The 15600-nt window shown below is 32.4% G+C and carries 18 protein-coding genes and 1 pseudogene; 15 read left to right on the top strand and 4 right to left on the bottom strand.

Features of this window, described 5'->3' with window-relative positions:
• Positions 1-625 precede the first annotated feature (625 nt).
• Entirely contained in the window at positions 626-1756 is a 1131-nt protein-coding gene (locus COJ46_RS18090; RefSeq protein ID WP_097975336.1) for a MerR family transcriptional regulator, read from the top strand.
• A gap of 38 nt (positions 1757-1794) precedes the next feature.
• On the opposite strand, the gene COJ46_RS18095 is transcribed toward COJ46_RS18090, so the two are convergent.
• Positions 1795-2121, bottom strand: a complete 327-nt coding sequence (locus COJ46_RS18095) for a helix-turn-helix domain-containing protein (protein WP_097975337.1) — start codon at positions 2119-2121, stop codon at positions 1795-1797.
• 196 nt (positions 2122-2317) lie between these two features.
• Here COJ46_RS18095 and COJ46_RS18100 point away from each other — a divergent pair, with 196 nt between their 5' ends.
• The 7 genes from COJ46_RS18100 to COJ46_RS18135 all read left to right on the top strand — a co-directional run bounded on the left by COJ46_RS18100 (position 2318) and on the right by COJ46_RS18135 (position 6293).
• A complete protein-coding gene (locus tag COJ46_RS18100) occupies positions 2318-2665 on the top strand; it encodes a DUF2538 family protein (protein ID WP_097975339.1) in 348 nt (115 codons plus the stop codon).
• Positions 2666-2869: 204 nt separating this feature from the next.
• Positions 2870-3082: a hypothetical protein gene (locus COJ46_RS18105; RefSeq protein WP_097975341.1), complete on the top strand. Its 213-nt coding sequence runs from the start codon at positions 2870-2872 to the stop codon at positions 3080-3082.
• Between the two features lie 400 nt (positions 3083-3482).
• Positions 3483-3902 (top strand): hypothetical protein, encoded by a 420-nt coding sequence (locus COJ46_RS18110; protein ID WP_097975343.1) that lies wholly within the window; start codon positions 3483-3485, stop codon positions 3900-3902.
• 211 nt (positions 3903-4113) lie between these two features.
• Positions 4114-4254, top strand: coding sequence for a pentapeptide repeat-containing protein (locus COJ46_RS18115; protein ID WP_097975345.1), 141 nt, complete (start codon positions 4114-4116; stop codon positions 4252-4254).
• A gap of 195 nt (positions 4255-4449) precedes the next feature.
• The gene (locus COJ46_RS18120) at positions 4450-4806 is read left to right on the top strand and encodes a barstar family protein (RefSeq protein ID WP_286133507.1); all 357 of its coding nucleotides are present in this window, start codon (positions 4450-4452) and stop codon (positions 4804-4806) included.
• Positions 4807-4953: 147 nt separating this feature from the next.
• Positions 4954-5430, top strand: a complete 477-nt coding sequence (locus COJ46_RS18125) for a DinB family protein (protein ID WP_097975346.1) — start codon at positions 4954-4956, stop codon at positions 5428-5430.
• Positions 5431-5873: 443 nt separating this feature from the next.
• Complete coding sequence (locus COJ46_RS18135; protein ID WP_097975350.1) at positions 5874-6293, top strand: hypothetical protein; 420 nt, start codon at positions 5874-5876, stop codon at positions 6291-6293.
• 187 nt (positions 6294-6480) lie between these two features.
• Here the strand turns inward: COJ46_RS18135 and COJ46_RS18140 are convergent.
• Both COJ46_RS18140 and COJ46_RS25090 read right to left on the bottom strand, forming a co-directional pair.
• A pseudogene (locus tag COJ46_RS18140) lies at positions 6481-7668 on the bottom strand (IS110 family RNA-guided transposase).
• A 527-nt stretch (positions 7669-8195) separates the two neighbouring features.
• Entirely contained in the window at positions 8196-8654 is a 459-nt protein-coding gene (locus COJ46_RS25090) for a DUF3574 domain-containing protein (protein WP_286133509.1), read from the bottom strand.
• Positions 8655-9019: 365 nt separating this feature from the next.
• On the opposite strand from COJ46_RS25090, the gene COJ46_RS18150 reads away from it, so the two are divergent.
• Positions 9020-9691 carry an NAD(P)H-dependent oxidoreductase gene (locus COJ46_RS18150; RefSeq protein ID WP_098566167.1) on the top strand — a complete coding sequence of 224 codons (672 nt, stop codon included), beginning with the start codon at positions 9020-9022 and terminating at the stop codon, positions 9689-9691.
• A 249-nt stretch (positions 9692-9940) separates the two neighbouring features.
• Here the strand turns inward: COJ46_RS18150 and COJ46_RS18155 are convergent, their stop codons facing one another.
• A complete protein-coding gene (locus tag COJ46_RS18155; RefSeq protein WP_098566168.1) occupies positions 9941-10471 on the bottom strand; it encodes a cysteine hydrolase family protein in 531 nt (176 codons plus the stop codon).
• Between the two features lie 1357 nt (positions 10472-11828).
• Here COJ46_RS18155 and COJ46_RS18160 point away from each other — a divergent pair.
• The 6 genes from COJ46_RS18160 (at position 11829) to COJ46_RS24595 (ending at position 15258) form a co-directional block, all read left to right on the top strand.
• Positions 11829-12338: a hypothetical protein gene (locus COJ46_RS18160; RefSeq protein WP_098566169.1), complete on the top strand. Its 510-nt coding sequence runs from the start codon at positions 11829-11831 to the stop codon at positions 12336-12338.
• A 145-nt stretch (positions 12339-12483) separates the two neighbouring features.
• Positions 12484-12714, top strand: coding sequence for a hypothetical protein (locus tag COJ46_RS18165; RefSeq protein WP_097975358.1), 231 nt, complete (start codon positions 12484-12486; stop codon positions 12712-12714).
• 176 nt (positions 12715-12890) lie between these two features.
• On the top strand, positions 12891-13241 hold the full coding sequence (locus COJ46_RS18170) for a cupin domain-containing protein (RefSeq protein WP_097975359.1): 351 nt from the start codon (positions 12891-12893) through the stop codon (positions 13239-13241).
• A 94-nt stretch (positions 13242-13335) separates the two neighbouring features.
• Entirely contained in the window at positions 13336-13803 is a 468-nt protein-coding gene (locus COJ46_RS18175; protein WP_098231869.1) for a 2-thiouracil desulfurase family protein, read from the top strand.
• 180 nt (positions 13804-13983) lie between these two features.
• Positions 13984-14769, top strand: a complete 786-nt coding sequence (locus tag COJ46_RS18180; protein WP_097975363.1) for a PhzF family phenazine biosynthesis protein — start codon at positions 13984-13986, stop codon at positions 14767-14769.
• 321 nt (positions 14770-15090) lie between these two features.
• Positions 15091-15258, top strand: a complete 168-nt coding sequence (locus COJ46_RS24595; RefSeq protein ID WP_176527954.1) for a hypothetical protein — start codon at positions 15091-15093, stop codon at positions 15256-15258.
• Positions 15259-15600 lie beyond the last annotated feature (342 nt).

The raw sequence follows: 15600 nt of genomic DNA on the forward strand, positions 1-15600 counted from the left end.
AATAAGAGGCGAAGACCATGGAAGGTGTATAGAACTTGGAACAGCACCCAAGAATCTCTCGGGGTATGGGGAATGATATGTAAAGAAAGTAATTAACGGAACTGGGGAGACCCTACTTTACCCTTAATATTAAAGGAGCTAGAAAGCCTATAAGTAAAAGCGAAATGGCGGACTGTAAAGAGGGAGTCGGAGGAGGTCATAGTACCAATAATTATCATGACAACACAACATGATATAGCCATTGTTATGAATAACCGCCTTGGTATGACTGAACCTTAGCACCATGCATGATTCGACAATTTGTGCAGAATTCTATATATTCTGTTATTTCGTTTTTTCATCCTACGGCGGTTTTTCGTAAAACCATTGAAAAAACGGTTTTTTGTGATGGTTCAATATTGCAAATAGAATATTAATGATTCAATATTACTTAAGGTATATTGATTAAATAACATTGCATATACAATATTGAATACTAAATATTACACTAACAATGTTAAGGAAACAACATTGTTAGTGTAATATTCTAGTTTTTTAGTTCTGATCCAAAAAATTATCTAAATGGTTCATAAAAAGATAAAACCATCGTATCTTGATATGAACGGGCTTCTTTAGGAGGTGGCAAATGGAGAGAGAATACAATTTGGAAGAAGCATTGAAGATCCTGATGGATTGTTATCTAACTGACTCGATACAAACTCTTCGTACATGGATTCGAGATAAGAAAATAAAAGCAATCACAAATAGCTATCGCCAAGATGGTTACAAAATAAAGGAATCGGATTTAGTAAAATTTATTGAACAAGAAAGACTAGGACTCTTAGATATGGTACGCGTATACAAAGAAAGGGTAGATAACATACCCTTAAGTGCAGCATCACTGTTTAAGGAAAATGATACCTCTGTTGAAAGTTTAAAAGAAGAGATTAAAGAAAAGATTAAAGAAGAGATTAAATATGAGGTAATAAATGAGAAGCAGACTACAACTGAAAATACAGAATATGAAGAAGAGCGAGAAGATCAAAATAATCTCCCACCAAACAGATCAAATGAAAAGGATGGAAAATATGATGAATTTTTTATTCAATTTGAACAAAAGTATGGGAGTTCAATTCAAAAATTAGACAAAATAGATAAAATAGAAAACGATAATGAAAGTATAAAAGTAAAAATAGAAAATGATTTTAATAAGTTTGATAATCAGTACGTGGAATTAAAAAATGAATTAAAGAAATTAAAAGAAGAGATTCAATTAGTTAAAAATTCAAAAGATAAACCAAAAAAAAAAAAGAATAAAGGTGATGCTAATAAAATTCAAACCAATAATAGTCAGAAAGATGAATTGACTATAAGTAAAGATAAAAAAAATTTTATTAAACTTTTTAAACAATTCTATAATGAGGTTTCAGGTGCTGAAATTAAAGATCAAAAACAAAAAGCAAAATTTGAAAGTTCAGCATTAGAAGCGTATAAGTTGTTTTATGATGGTGGAAGGTATTTTAAGGAGAAAGAATACAAGGTTGACAAAGAAAAAGTTTATGAAGTTGAAATTGAGGATAAAGTTATAACGGGGGATACAAGGGGAGAAATAGTATTAAATTACTTTAATGAAGTGTTTTATCCAAAGTTGAAAAAACTTTTTAATGAAGAAAAAAATCCTGAGTCACCCCCACCTCCTAATATGGAAGATAAAGTAGGCCATAGCGAACTTGCGGATCTATCAGGTAGATCCAATGATGAGACTAAAGAAAAATAGCCTATTATTAAACTAGTTTTCTCCGCCAATAGACCATCTCACCTAATTTTCTTTTCGATAAACCACTTTATATTCGACTCTAGACTAAAAAGAACAAACTCATATGATTCTTCATCCACTTCTTTTAGCAGGTCCATTTGCTGAAATAAACGTCTCATTCTAGAGTTTTCATCTAAATTTAATGGCAATAATGCAAGTTCTTCTTGCAATCTCTGAAGTAGGGAGAAGGAAATATTCTCCGTTTTTCCTGTTTCTAATTGACTTAAGTAACTCGGTGAAATACTTAGTATTTTAGCAAATTCATTTAAACCATACCCTTTTTGAAGCCGTAATTCTCGCATTTTTTCACCCAGGTCGAGTAACATAATTTCCCTCCGAATCAAGCTTTGTAAAACATAAGTTCGATAAAAACTTTTATTTCCCTTCAAAGATTTGTAGATTAATAGAATTAAATTGATCTAACTTATAAAAATAAATAAGACATAAATCATGAAAGAGTTGATGTCCACATATATTTTTAATTAATTAAATCTAGCTAACTTTGAAAATGGAGGGGGATATATGTATTTTATTTGCCTTGAACATGAGGAAAATTATGATATTTTAATGAAATATTTTAAGAATGAACATAAAGACTATATAAGGGCTTGTTATGTAGCTGCTATCCCTAAAATCTTTAAACATATCGATTTCACTGAGCCTTTAAACGGACCATTTGATTGGTATTTTAAAAAAGAAAATTCCAACTTAGTCTATTCTTTATATGATGGTGAGGGTACAAATAATTTAGTTGATTTAGGACTCCACTTTTGGTCAGGAGACAATCCTTTTAACTTAAATAATGCCTCGTATGCATGGAGAAATAATTGTGATTACTTTAAAGTACTGCAACAAATTTGCGTTATTTAGATTGAAATGACCCTTTTTTATAAGGGTCATTATTTATTTTATTTAGAAATTTTACATATATTTAATGCCAACAAGAAAGTTTTGTTAATTTGGGCTAATATTTGAACTAAAAATATACCTTTTCTTATTCAACATAATGGCAGGATAGTTAAATAAGAAATTGGATAATTATGCTATTATTAGACTTAAGTTAGGGGGAGAAATATGGATGACAAATTGATGGAAATGCCCTTTCCAGAACTTATCTCTAAATTAGCAGTAGCACCTTTATTTATAGTAGTGGTAATTATGGCTATTTTAAATGTAATACTGAATAGAAAAGATAAAGGATGTTTTAATTTCCTTTCGATAATTGGATCTTGGGTTTATATATGTATATATCTATTATCGCTATATTTCTATTTCTTTGGAGAATAAGCAGCTTATTCAACTAAAGCATGCGTTAGTTGAACAAAATTTAGGAGCTGAAGGATTAGCTCCTAAGTGAATATTGGAGGTAATTATCTTGAATGCAACACCAGCTATAATAATTGGATTACTATTGGTAGCTTTTTCCCTTTTTATGCGAAAGAAGAAATAAGCTTATAAAGTTCGATTTCACCACAATTACTAATCATGACCTTATGCAACTAACGCAGTGCTTTAGTTGAACAACGTGATCGACGATTTTGTCGGTCCTTTTTTATTGAACAAAATGGCAGTATAGTTCAATAAAAAAAGCATAGAAAACAGCCAAATAATTGGTAAAACATGGTAATGTAAAAGAGTTGAAAATTATATTTTGGTGCTGTGTTTATTTGATTATGGGGTGATACTGATGGCTCAATATGCAGGATTGTTTTTTAGTTTGGCTATAATTATTTTAGTAGTGATGCTAAATAAAGTATTATTTTGGTGGGTCAAGTCTTTAATTGTAATGTACTATTTTGTCATATCCCTCGTTTTCATTAAAGTTAAAAATAATATGGATGAGCAGTATGTAACTAACTACAAGGTATCACCATTACCTTCGGTATCAAATGATTACTGGGATAAAAATTCCGATTGGGTTGGTGCAACAACTCTTTGGCTCTTCATTCCAGTGATAATTATTGTGAGCTTTGTTCATTATAAACAATTTAAAAAAGCAGAAAATAAAGGAGCAAAGTTATTTGTTTTTTTAAGATTATTATTTTTAGTTTTTTTATTTTTCATATTAGGTTTTATGTTTAATTTAGCTTATGGAATGAGTCCGTAAAATTCTTCATTAAAGCGAATTTTTGTCTCCTGTCAATATATTTAACAACTACAAGGTGGGATTTTAATTCAACTAACGCAATGCATTAGTTAAACAACAAATAGCGGATGATCATTATTCGATCGACCGCTACATTATATGGCTGCATAATTTAATAAATAAATTTTTATTCTGTAAACTAAAGGTACATAAATCTGAATCTAGAGGTGCCATGTTTAAAAATTCCGATTTAACAAATGTTACTTTTGAGGAATGTAACTTACAAAATGTTAATATAGTTAACTCCAACATTGAGGGTTTAAAAATAAACGGTATTGCTGTATCCGAGTTGCTAGAAAAATATAATTCCTAAAAAGTAGTAATTCAACTAACGCATGCGATTCTTCAATAGAAGATCGCATTTTCTTATTCAACATAATGGCAGGTTAGTTGTATAAGAATTCTTCGTTAGTATCTAGAATGGATATAATTTTAGTGTTAAAATTAACATATAATGGAAATTGTTTTAAGGGTGGAATTATATCTAATACTTTAAGGGGATATAAATGTGTCAGTTACTATAAAAGTATTAGTAATAGTATTATTGTTTTCAATTTATCATTTACTTAATAGAAAAGAAAAAGAGATCACAGAAGTAGAAATTGATGTATCGAACGTAAGAACTACTAGGGAGTTCCATCTACTGTTGAAAAAAAGGCTAAATTTTCCAAATATTTATGAAGAAAATTGGGAGGCTTTTTTTGATACTATTACTGGTCGGATTGAACTACCTAATAGGATAAAATTTGTTGGTTGGACAGAATTAGAGTCAAGATTGCCAGAAGATACAAAAATAATGAAAGATTATATTCTTGAACATAATCGTGATTTTCCAAATTGGGAATGTGAATGCTTATTCAACTAAAGTATGCGTTAGTTGAACAACATGATCGACGACTTGTCGGTCTTATTTTATTAACCAAACTGGCAGTTTGGTTTAATAAAAAAAGGACTTTTAATAAGTATCTAGAATCAATAACCTTAGAACATATGAAAGGGAGAAAATAGATTAATGAACATAAACGATTTAATTATTTTTAATTTTGAAGAAGTTAGACGTAGGAGTATCAAAGTTTGGAAAGCAATACCCGAACAAATGTTAAACTGGAAGCCTGATGAAGGTGCACTTACTTGTGCTGAAATGATCAGACACTTATTAGAAGCCGAGTTTCTTTATCATCAAATTCTTATTGGAAGAGGTAGTGAAGCATTATCTAAATTATCTAATCCTTTTGATAATCAGGAATTCACAACAATTGATAATGAACTTTCATTTGCACAGCCATACCGTGAAGACTTCTTAAAATACATTAAGAATATTAACATAAGTGATTTAGAAAATATAAATATTGACCGTTCTGACGTAGGATATGTGAGAACACTTGGAGATATGTTGTTGCGTATAGCTTATCACGAGTCTGTTCACACAGGTCAATTGTTAGATTACATGAGAACAATGGGAATAGACCGCCCTAAAATATGGGATTAATAATAACTTCTTATTTAACTAACGCTCAGCATTAGTTGAACAACGAGATCGGCTATTTAGTCGATTTTTTTATTCAACAAAATGGCAGTTTAGTTGCATAAGGATTCTTGTTAAGGAATGTGATAATGATGTGGATTTTGTTAAAATAATATTGATTATATGAGGTTATATTTAGACTTTATTTAAAGAAATAAATGAGATAAGGTGTGGATTAATTTTGAAAAAAGAACGAAAGGCTTTATATAAGAAATTGAAAAAATTCAAGAAAAGACCATGAGAGCATTAGCAAAAGAATTTGGTTTTAAAAAAAGGTCTAACTGTTTATTTAATAAGGTAGGAGATTTTTTTGTAGTGGGAGTTTATTATACAAATTTTACAGATGATACTGAGATCTCAATTAGTATGAAATGTAATATAAAACCGTTTAGCCATGATGATCTATTTTGGGAAGTATTGAAATACAAGAAAATGCAAAAGAACCTATGAGCTTAAGAGCAGTAGGAGCATTTGTAGCTCCAATCTATACTATTAAAGAGATTGATATTGTTGAAAACAGCTTAGCTAATATTGAAGATGATATTCGACAAAACGTAAAATGGTTTATTGATACTTTCAAGACGATTATAAATTCAATAGAAAATAATGTAGATAATTTCAATAAATTCGTCATACAACAATCAGATTTTTATCATGAAGAACTGATGAAAATGTTAGCTAATATACAAATTGGAAATAGCCTTAGTGCATTAAATAGTGCAAAAGAGTTAATAAGTAAAGGTGATACAGGTCCCCTAGGAACTAGTAATAAAGGTATTTATGAATCTATTGTAGATTATATCGAAGAAAAACATAGCATTCATTAAAATCTATAATCATTTCTTATTCAACTAACGCAGTGCGATTCTTCAATAACGAAGGATCGTTTTTCTTATGCAGCTACCATGAAAAAACCTTACGGTATTCAGGTAAAAAAATGCATAACTAAAGAAGACGTCTTTATTTTATTTTTAAAAAGCGTCCAACTGTAAAAAAATATTAGTGGTTGATGGATTATGAGACTTCTTGGATCGATACAGAATACCCTAATTTTTCAAGTCTTCGAACTGAATAACGGACCATTGATACTTCTTTTTGTTTGTCATAATAATCTTCTCCTAAGTCTCTGTACATTTCTTTCCTAGTCAGAAGATAATAATCGATTCTTAACATGGCATGTGCTACTACTATTCCTGCTCTTTTCCTACCTTTTCGTGCTGCTGTTCTTCGATACATTGCTCCAAGGTAGTTTTTGGAAGCACCTACTGAATGTGCGGCTTCAGTTAATGCTGATTTTAAATACTTATTGCCTTTTTTTGATTTAGTTGATTTCCTTTTACCAGCACTTTCATTATGTCCTGGAACTAATGCTGCCCAAGAACATAATCGAGGGGCACTTCCAAACTGGTTCTCAAGGTCTGTTCCAATTTCGGCTAGTATCTGTTCAGCCATACGTGTAGCGATACCAGGGATTGAGTCCAGTCGTTCTATGTCTTCTTGATAAGAACTTACTCTCTGTGCTACTTCAGAATCGAGTTTTTCAATTTGTTCAGTTAGAAAATCTATGTGAGTTAGTATTGTTTTCAGCATCATACGTTGATGAGGATTAACATACCCTCGTAGAGCTAGCTCAAGTTCATCTTTTTTGCGCTTCAATGAGCGACGAGCCATACCTGCTAGTTTCGTAGGATCTTCTTCGCCATCTGCAATGGCGTTAAGCATTTCTTTAGCTGAAACACCCATAATATCTGAAACAACAGAGCCTAATTTAATATTTGCACCTTCCAGTACTTTTTGTATTCTATTAAGTTGTCTAGAGCGTTCTTCAATAATACTTCGACGATATCGAACCAGTTCTCTTTACTCTCTTTGAGTTCGATCGGGAACGTAGCTAGCAGTCAATAATCCGTGGCGGAGAAGTTGAGCGATCCATTCAGCATCTTTTACGTCAGTTTTTCGTCCAGGAACAGATTTCATATGTTGTGCATTGACGACAAAAAACTCTAATTCTTCAGCTTCAATCAGATTAACAATGGGTTTCCAATACACCCCTGTACTTTCCATAGCGACATGAGTACATCCATGTGACCTTATCCAATCCATCAGTTTAATTAAAAAAATCGTCTTCGTAGAAAACGTTTGAATCTCCTTTCCTTCAGGTGTCATAATACATGCGGTAATGTTGTCCTTATGAACATCCATTAATGATAACTTCCATTGAATTCATCCTTCCTATGGCTTTAAGAATAGAGGCTGGTGCAAAAATCAGAATAGGATTAATCTACCATGAGTGCTTCCCGCAAGGGAGCGACAGTCTGTGATGCACCGTGATCGTTGGAGTCAGACTAAATGATGGGCTCTAATGGCACCATACTGCAGCGACCTTCCTCACCCAGCCATAGAAGCAGTATTGACGGTTTTAAATCTTTTTCATTCGCTGTGGTGCAGCGCGAGCGCTGCATGGGTGGCTAAATGGCAGTATAGTTTAAGTGAAAAACCTCAAACTGAAAGGTGAATTCAAACTCTAATAACTAATTATCTGAAGCTGAAGACGTTCTTAAGCAATCGCGCCAGATGATTGAATAACAGAAGGATTTTTCACGCAAAAAATACGTTTCGCTATAAATAACGAACAGTTTATCCTATTGGAACTCTTATTTTACCAATAAACTTTTATTCATGAAGACTTAAAAGCCTAGAGATATAAAATACCTAGGCTTCTTTACAAGCTATTCGATAAAATACATTTTCCCATTCACTTCAAGAGACACTGATGTTTGTTTCATCTCTTCTTTTAGAGACTTGGTATAGGCAACTATTTGATTAATTTTTACCTTATCTAAATCTTCTGCATAGCTATATACAATCGTTACTTTCTCCTTGACCAATTGATTATCATCAGATAGCCACGATCCTGTCCCCTCAACGGCTGTTGCTCCTCCAAACATTCTTGAGAATTCTTCTAACGACTTGTTAACATATGTAGTATTATCAATCGGTTGATCAACATTATATGTAGATGGTATGTATATTTTCACTATGTCATCAAGGTAGAATTGCCCCTTTAATGCAGAAGATTGTTTCACTTTAGAGGTTTCTTGTTGTACTGTAGCGTGCGCAGCATTGCCTAAAAAGACAATTAATAGGATTGGGATGATCCAATAGAAGATTTTTTTCTTTTCCAACATTGCCACTCCTTTTTATTCAATAGTTTGGTTGGCAAAACTATGATGAGTTTTCTAACTATCATTATACATATGACAATCAATCTGTCATGGTAAAATTTACCTTTTTTATCTAAATAGAACCGTTTCCTTTGGTAATCTTCAACTAACGCATGCATTAGCCATCCATGAACCCTAAGATTCACAACAGTGAATGGAAGTATATATCATTCTTCAATGATAGTTGAAGTTCAGAAGACTGTCTCGATAGTCTTTTTTTTGGGGGCTAACTAGTAGATTTGTTGCATAGAAAATGAAGCATAATTCTTAAAACAAAGAGTATATATTGGTTTATATCCATAAATTGGAAAAAGGAAGGGTGTTTCCACATGATAGGAACTGAGAGTAAAAAACAGGACATTTTAAAAGCTTACCATTTCAGACATGCTTGCAAGGCATTTGATAGTAATAAAAAGATTTCGGATGAAGATTTTCACTTTATTTTGGAGACGGGAAGGTTGTCACCCAGTTCATTTGGCTTGGAGCCCTGGAAGTTTGTAGTGATCCAGAATGCTACGCTTCGCGAAAAATTAAAACCTGTATCTGGCGGTGCCCAAGGACAACTGCCTACTGCCAGCCATTTTGTAGTTATATTGGCTAGAAAAATTCATGGCTTAAGACATGATTCTGTTCACGTGATCAAAATGATGAAAGACATTCATCTTATGCCTGAGGAAATTGTGCAAAGTCTTTCCAATTTCTACAAATTCTTTGTCGAAACAGAACTCGAAGATAACGACCGTCTCATTTTTGAATGGGCAAATAAACAAACCTATATAGCATTAGGAAATATGATGACAGCTGCAGCTCAAATTGGAATTGATTCATGTCCGATAGAAGGTTTTGATAAAAAGCAGGTGACCACTATTTTGCAAAATGAGGGTATCATTGCTGACAACGATTTCGGTGTAGCCTGTATGGTTGCTTTTGGATATCGGAAAGAGAATCCCAAACGTCCAAAAACAAGACAAAATCTCGATGAAATTGTTGAATGGCGATAAGACTGTTTAGATTTAAATGGAATATCAATAATAAGATGCTTTCCAATGATCTCATTTACGATTTTTATATACTAGATCTACCTTATAATAAGTTCCATAGTTAATTCAAATTCATTTATTCGTTATGTAACTAACGCATGCGTTAGTTAAAATACGGGAATATCCCATACAAGTAAACCAATACAATCAACAAGGACGCTAATGTCCACGTATAAAAACATAAATGACGAGAAATTTCACTATTATATTCTAAAACTCAATTTCATCTGCCTTTTTTAAAACACTAAACCATTGACCGAGTATGTCATTGTGGTGATCTATAATCTGAGATGCAGGTAATATTTTGGAATTGTATGTACTATGTCCATCTTTTACAAGGATAACTTCATACCCAAGACTATAAGCACTACGGCATGTTGCATCTACACAAACTTCGGACTGAATGCCTGTAATGACGATTCGTTTTATTTTTCTAGCAGCTAATTCTTGATGAAGATTTGTCATATGAAAAGAATCAGGATAGTCTTTTTCAATAATGATGTCTTTTACTAATGGAGTAATTGATGAATGAATTTCCCATCCTGAGGTTCCTTGCTCAAGAGGCTTTCCTGGTCCATCATTGTACTTCATGTAAACGATTGGGGTCTGTGTCAAACGAGCTTTTGAAATTAGTAATTGGACATTCTTTAATAGTTCATCTCCCTTAAATAATGGTTCTGTCTCCCGAAATGAACCAGCTTGAATATCTACAATTAACAATGCAGTATAGGTTTCATACATGAATATACCTCCAATACTTTATATGGTTAATATTTTAATAAACAAGCTAAAAACTCATATAAGTAAGAAAAAATTCGTTTTTAATTTACCCTAAATAGCAAACTGAATTCCTTTTTTTCTAAAGCTACCATAGCAAAAGGAAAATTTCGTAATTTATAGGAAATAAATTTGATAAACATGTATTAAATATTTTTTATAACATTCGAAAAATTTAAGTCATATTAAGGAGGTATCCAATACAGGTAAACAATACAATCGACACATTGTGCTAATGTCCAAATATAATATAATAATGATGAGAAATTTCGCTATTATATCTAATAGCAGAATTAAGTATTAGTCGTATTATGTCTGAGGTTGAGAAAATCGGCAAAAACTATAGAGTTATTTTTTCAGATTTGGTTAGTCAAAAATAATTCCTTCTGCAACTAACGCATGCATTAGTTGAAGATCAAAAGCAGTCAATGGCTGCTTTTTGTGCGACGGGCAGTCGCATAGGGTGCTGACCCAGTCAACACTCTTCATTTTGTTATCTGGACAGAGACGGCATTGCGGTGTATCGACTGGAAGAAGGATAAAACAATGAATTCCAGATGGTGAAAATCCATACTCGAGGAGACTGACCTAGCTCGAGAAGTCTAATCTAGGGCATTATCGTGAGGTAGTGTCTGAAGGAGATGCGGTAAATCGAGAGACCCGTAGACGAAAAGATAGACCCTAATGCAAGAAGTGTGAAGCACGGCGGCGGGATAAGTTGGCGACTCTGCGAAAAGTGAGGAAGCCCACTAAAACGGCATTTTCTTTAGAAGTCAGAGCGAGAAAATGTGGCTTATAACGTGATGGTGCAGGGTATGTCTTGAAGGAAAATGCGATGACCCCGTGAGATCTCCACCTTACCGAACAGGCAGGGTTCTAATCTATAAGGGTAATCCGAAGTGATGAAGAACTGGTGGAGAAGTCAGACGTTCTCATAGTACAGGAGTAGTTCGGTGACCATAACACCGAATGAATGGAAGGGGAACGACCTATGGCTCCATGTCATGGACAAGATGTTATGTTAACAATCGAGTTACTGCGGTAAAACCGATTGGATGAACATTAAGAAAAGGTATGGAATAGTAATGAGCCAAGAGTGGATGCATAATGCCTGGAACGCAACTTCTTGGTAATCAATATAACATATGGGTAAGCCGTATGCCTTAATAGGGCACGTACGGTTTGATAAGGGGGAAGTCTCGTGAGAGATTTCCCTACTTTCTTATTTATGTATTAGGCAGTTTAGTGGAATGAGGATAAATGGTAATAAAAGGAAATTTGATTGTAATGTTGAATATGAACTTATAGGAGGGGATCTACAATGAAATATATACAAAGGATTTCTGTAATCATATTGATTACAATTTTATTATGTGCGTGTCAGTCAAAGTCTGCTGATGTAAAAGCAAAAACCAAAATTCTAGAAATTCCAAATACCAGTGAATATGTTATCTTAAAGGTTCAAGGTGTTGATAAAGGGGTAGCCTCTGAAGAAACATCAAGGACTATAAAGAGTAGTAAACAAATTGAAGAGTTTATCGAAAAAGTAAACAAAATGGAAGTAGTTCAACCTTCAAAAGATGAATTAATGGAGAAGAACAAAGAATTAAATAATAAGGGGAATTACATATTTGCATTATCGGATAAGGAGTCAATGGACAACAAAGTATATACAATGAATTTTTTTAAAGATGGAAGGATAATTTTTCAGAAGCCTAATGGTAAGAAAGTAAGTTCTAATGGCGGTGGGCAAAAAATGATGTATTGGTCAAAAACAAAACATCCAGAATTACTCACTGAATTAAAAAATCTATTAAATATAAAGTTTTAATACTATTAGATTACATTTCCATAAAGAGTCGAAAACTTAAGTTTTATACAACTAACGCATGCTTTAGTTGAACAAGGTCTTATTGATTTTACGACGAATATTAGTTATGTAAGAGTATATAATTGATGACAACAGGGTGGTAATTATGAAACAAAAAACTAATTACACAGCATTTTATCTTCTATTAGCATCAATTATTGTTGGTGCACAATATAGAGAACATTTTAAAGGAATTCCAGAAATAATATCATTTGTAAGTTTTACTTTAATTTATTTTTATATCTTTTTTCTAAATCGCAAGACTTTAAAACTGTTAATTTTGTGTGTTGTTTCATACATAACTTTTGCTACTAATTATACATTTTTCCATTTTTGAGTTTCAAACCCTTAAGTAACTAAAGCAGGCGTTAGTTGCATATCAAAGCTGCTTAATTGCAGCTTTTTTATTTGTAAATGACAGAATAGTTAAAGGAAGTGTTGGTAATTCCAAAATGTGGTAAAGTTAATTTGTTCATTTGATTTAGAATTTACTAATATTAAAGGAGATAGATTATGCAAAATAAAGGACAATTAGAAGTAATTAACCTGCAAAAATTGACTCAGGATCAAATGGAATATACAAATTTCATCGTAAGTGAAGTAAATGACCACGCACTAAGAATAGCTGTAATAAATGGTGATTTTCACTGGCATAAACACGAGGATTGCGATGAATTATTTTATGTATTAGAAGGCGAACTTTTTATTGACTTAGAAAACGATGAAACCATCTCTTTAAAACCAGGAGAAATCTTTACGATTCCAGCTAACACAATGCATCGAACTCGTTCAAATGAACGTACAGTTAACATTTGTTTTGAAAAGATAAGTAATGATATAAAAGGTACAAAAACAATAGATTGATATCCAACTAATGGATTTTTTTTGTTTTAGTAATTATAAAGTAAAGTTATACCAACAACATTAAAAAGTATTTAATTAAAGTGAGGTGGAATCATTGATTTTAGTTAGTTCTTGTTTAGCTGGTTTAGAGGTAAGATACAACGGTTCCCATAGTTTAGATAATAGGATTCAAAAATTGTTACAAGAAAATAGAGCTATTACTGTATGTCCTGAATTACTTGGAGGTTTTTTAACACCAAGAGAGCCTGCAGAAATAGTAGGTGGTGACGGAGAAGATGTTCTTGATGGGAAAGCAAAAGTAGTTGAGAAATCGGGTAGAGACGTAACAGAACTTTACATAAAAGGGGCTTACCATACACTAAGGAAAGCTCAAGAAGTTAATGCAACTATAATTGTTCTTAAGGAGTACAGTCCATCCTGTGGAAGTGCCGTGATCTATAATGGTGAATTTAAAGCTAAGAAAGTTGTTGGAAATGGTGTCACAACAGCATTACTTAAAAGAAACGGTTTAAGAGTAATTTCAGAGGAAAAACTTACCGATATTCTTGATGAAATAATATAATTCTTAACCAACTAACGCATGCGTTAGTTACATAAAATTTGGGGCTGATCATTCAGCTCAATTTTCAACAATCTGGCAGAATAGCCGATAAGGAATTCCCTACAAGTAAAAATTGTGATATATGAGGATCTTCAAAATGGAATTATTAAATAAAAAGTAGTATTAGATGGAGGAAGCGAAATGAATTTAACTATTATAAATACTTTTACAGACCAAGCCTTTAAAGGCAATCCTGCTGCTGTTTGTTTGTTAAATGAGGAGAAAGATAGCCATTGGATGCAGAGTATTGCAAAGGAAATCAATTTACCAGTTACAGCTTTTCTAAATCGCTTCAAAAATGATTACTATTTACGTTGGTTTACCCCTTCTACAGAAATTCCAATATGTGGACACGGAACACTAGCAAGTTCATTTTTTTTATGGAAAAACGGGAACGTGGAAAAAGAGAAAACCATTACCTATCATACAAAAAGTGGGATTCTTAAATCACAATTTATAGATGAATGGGTTCAATTAGAGTTTCCTTCTATTCTTGAGGAGAAGACAATTGTTACTGATTTACTGATTAAGGCTTTAGGTGTTGAGCCTACTTACGTTGGAAAAAATCAATTAGACTATTTAGTTGAAGTAAATTCAGAGGATATTGTAAGAAATTTAAAACCATGTATAAACCTGATTGCCCAATTACCAGTCCGTGGTGTTATTGTTACAAGTCATTCTAATTCAAACGAATTTGACTTTGTTTCACGCTTTTTTTCCCCTGCTCAAGGTATCAAAGAGGATTATGTAACTGGTTCAGCTCATTGTTGTTTAGGTCCATATTGGAAGAGTAAGTTATTAAAAAGTGAGTTTATAGCTTACCAAGCATCCGATAGAGGGGGGATTTTAAAAGTTAAAGTTTTAGATGATAAAGTCCTACTATCAGGAAAAGCAGTAACCGTTTTTGAAGGTCAACTAACTATATAATATGAGTGGTACTTATTGAACTAACGCAGTGCATTAGTTTCATAAACGTTCGGCTGCTTCGGGGGTCGTTTTTTTATTCAACAAAATGGCAGGATAGTTAAACAATATTAGACAAGTTATTTATGTTAATTGTGTTATTCTATTTTTAGAAACAAAATGTAATTATTTTCCAAATAAAACATATTAGGAGGTTTATTTATGAAAAGAAAATTAGTATTATCTATCGGTTTTGCAAGTGCTTTAGCATTATGAATCGGGTTTACAAAAGACTTCCAAAATACAAAGGTATATGCACAAACTAACGGAGACCAATACAAACACGTGACTAGAGAGGAACAAGATTATAGAGAAGGTAATGCAGCTGAAGGTAAAGATATAACCACAACTATAACAGCAGAAGAACAAAATATGGTGGAAAAAAGTTCATCCAAACAAGGCTTTGTACCACAAGAAAATGGGACAGATTTCTATTTTGTAAAAGTTAAATAAATTAAGTTTCTATATGTAACTAACGCATGCTTTAGTTGAATATGATCATGAGTTGTAAATCTGCTTTTTTATTAATAATCTATTGGTCAATTGTTTGATGAAAGTTAGAAAGGATACTTCACATTAGAAGTATCCTTTCTAACTTTCTATCATATATTCTCTTACAAAAACATAGTCCAATTAGTACTAATCAGTGTTCATTTTTTATATTTAATAAGTATGAATATACAATTTCTTCGAATCCCACTCTGCAAAACAAACTTGTTTTAACGATAGGTTCGCATCAGAAAGCAAATTATGTACCCAATTTTCATCTTTATTAATATCTAGAAGAGCTCGTAT

It is taken from the genome of Bacillus sp. AFS077874 (assembly GCF_002566505.1).
In the GTDB taxonomy this organism is placed as follows: Bacteria; Bacillota; Bacilli; order Bacillales; family Bacillaceae_G; genus Gottfriedia.

Coding starts and splice junctions, on each gene's coding strand:
- COJ46_RS18090 (WP_097975336.1), top strand. CDS start 626: ATGGAGAGAGAATACAATTTGGAAGAAGCATTGAAGATCCTGATGGAT.
- COJ46_RS18095 (WP_097975337.1), bottom strand. CDS start 2,121: ATGTTACTCGACCTGGGTGAAAAAATGCGAGAATTACGGCTTCAAAAA.
- COJ46_RS18100 (WP_097975339.1), top strand. CDS start 2,318: ATGTATTTTATTTGCCTTGAACATGAGGAAAATTATGATATTTTAATG.
- COJ46_RS18105 (WP_097975341.1), top strand. CDS start 2,870: ATGGATGACAAATTGATGGAAATGCCCTTTCCAGAACTTATCTCTAAA.
- COJ46_RS18110 (WP_097975343.1), top strand. CDS start 3,483: ATGGCTCAATATGCAGGATTGTTTTTTAGTTTGGCTATAATTATTTTA.
- COJ46_RS18115 (WP_097975345.1), top strand. CDS start 4,114: ATGTTTAAAAATTCCGATTTAACAAATGTTACTTTTGAGGAATGTAAC.
- COJ46_RS18125 (WP_097975346.1), top strand. CDS start 4,954: ATGAACATAAACGATTTAATTATTTTTAATTTTGAAGAAGTTAGACGT.
- COJ46_RS25090 (WP_286133509.1), bottom strand. CDS start 8,654: ATGTTGGAAAAGAAAAAAATCTTCTATTGGATCATCCCAATCCTATTA.
- COJ46_RS18150 (WP_098566167.1), top strand. CDS start 9,020: ATGATAGGAACTGAGAGTAAAAAACAGGACATTTTAAAAGCTTACCAT.
- COJ46_RS18155 (WP_098566168.1), bottom strand. CDS start 10,471: ATGTATGAAACCTATACTGCATTGTTAATTGTAGATATTCAAGCTGGT.
- COJ46_RS18160 (WP_098566169.1), top strand. CDS start 11,829: ATGAAATATATACAAAGGATTTCTGTAATCATATTGATTACAATTTTA.
- COJ46_RS18165 (WP_097975358.1), top strand. CDS start 12,484: ATGAAACAAAAAACTAATTACACAGCATTTTATCTTCTATTAGCATCA.
- COJ46_RS18170 (WP_097975359.1), top strand. CDS start 12,891: ATGCAAAATAAAGGACAATTAGAAGTAATTAACCTGCAAAAATTGACT.
- COJ46_RS18180 (WP_097975363.1), top strand. CDS start 13,984: ATGAATTTAACTATTATAAATACTTTTACAGACCAAGCCTTTAAAGGC.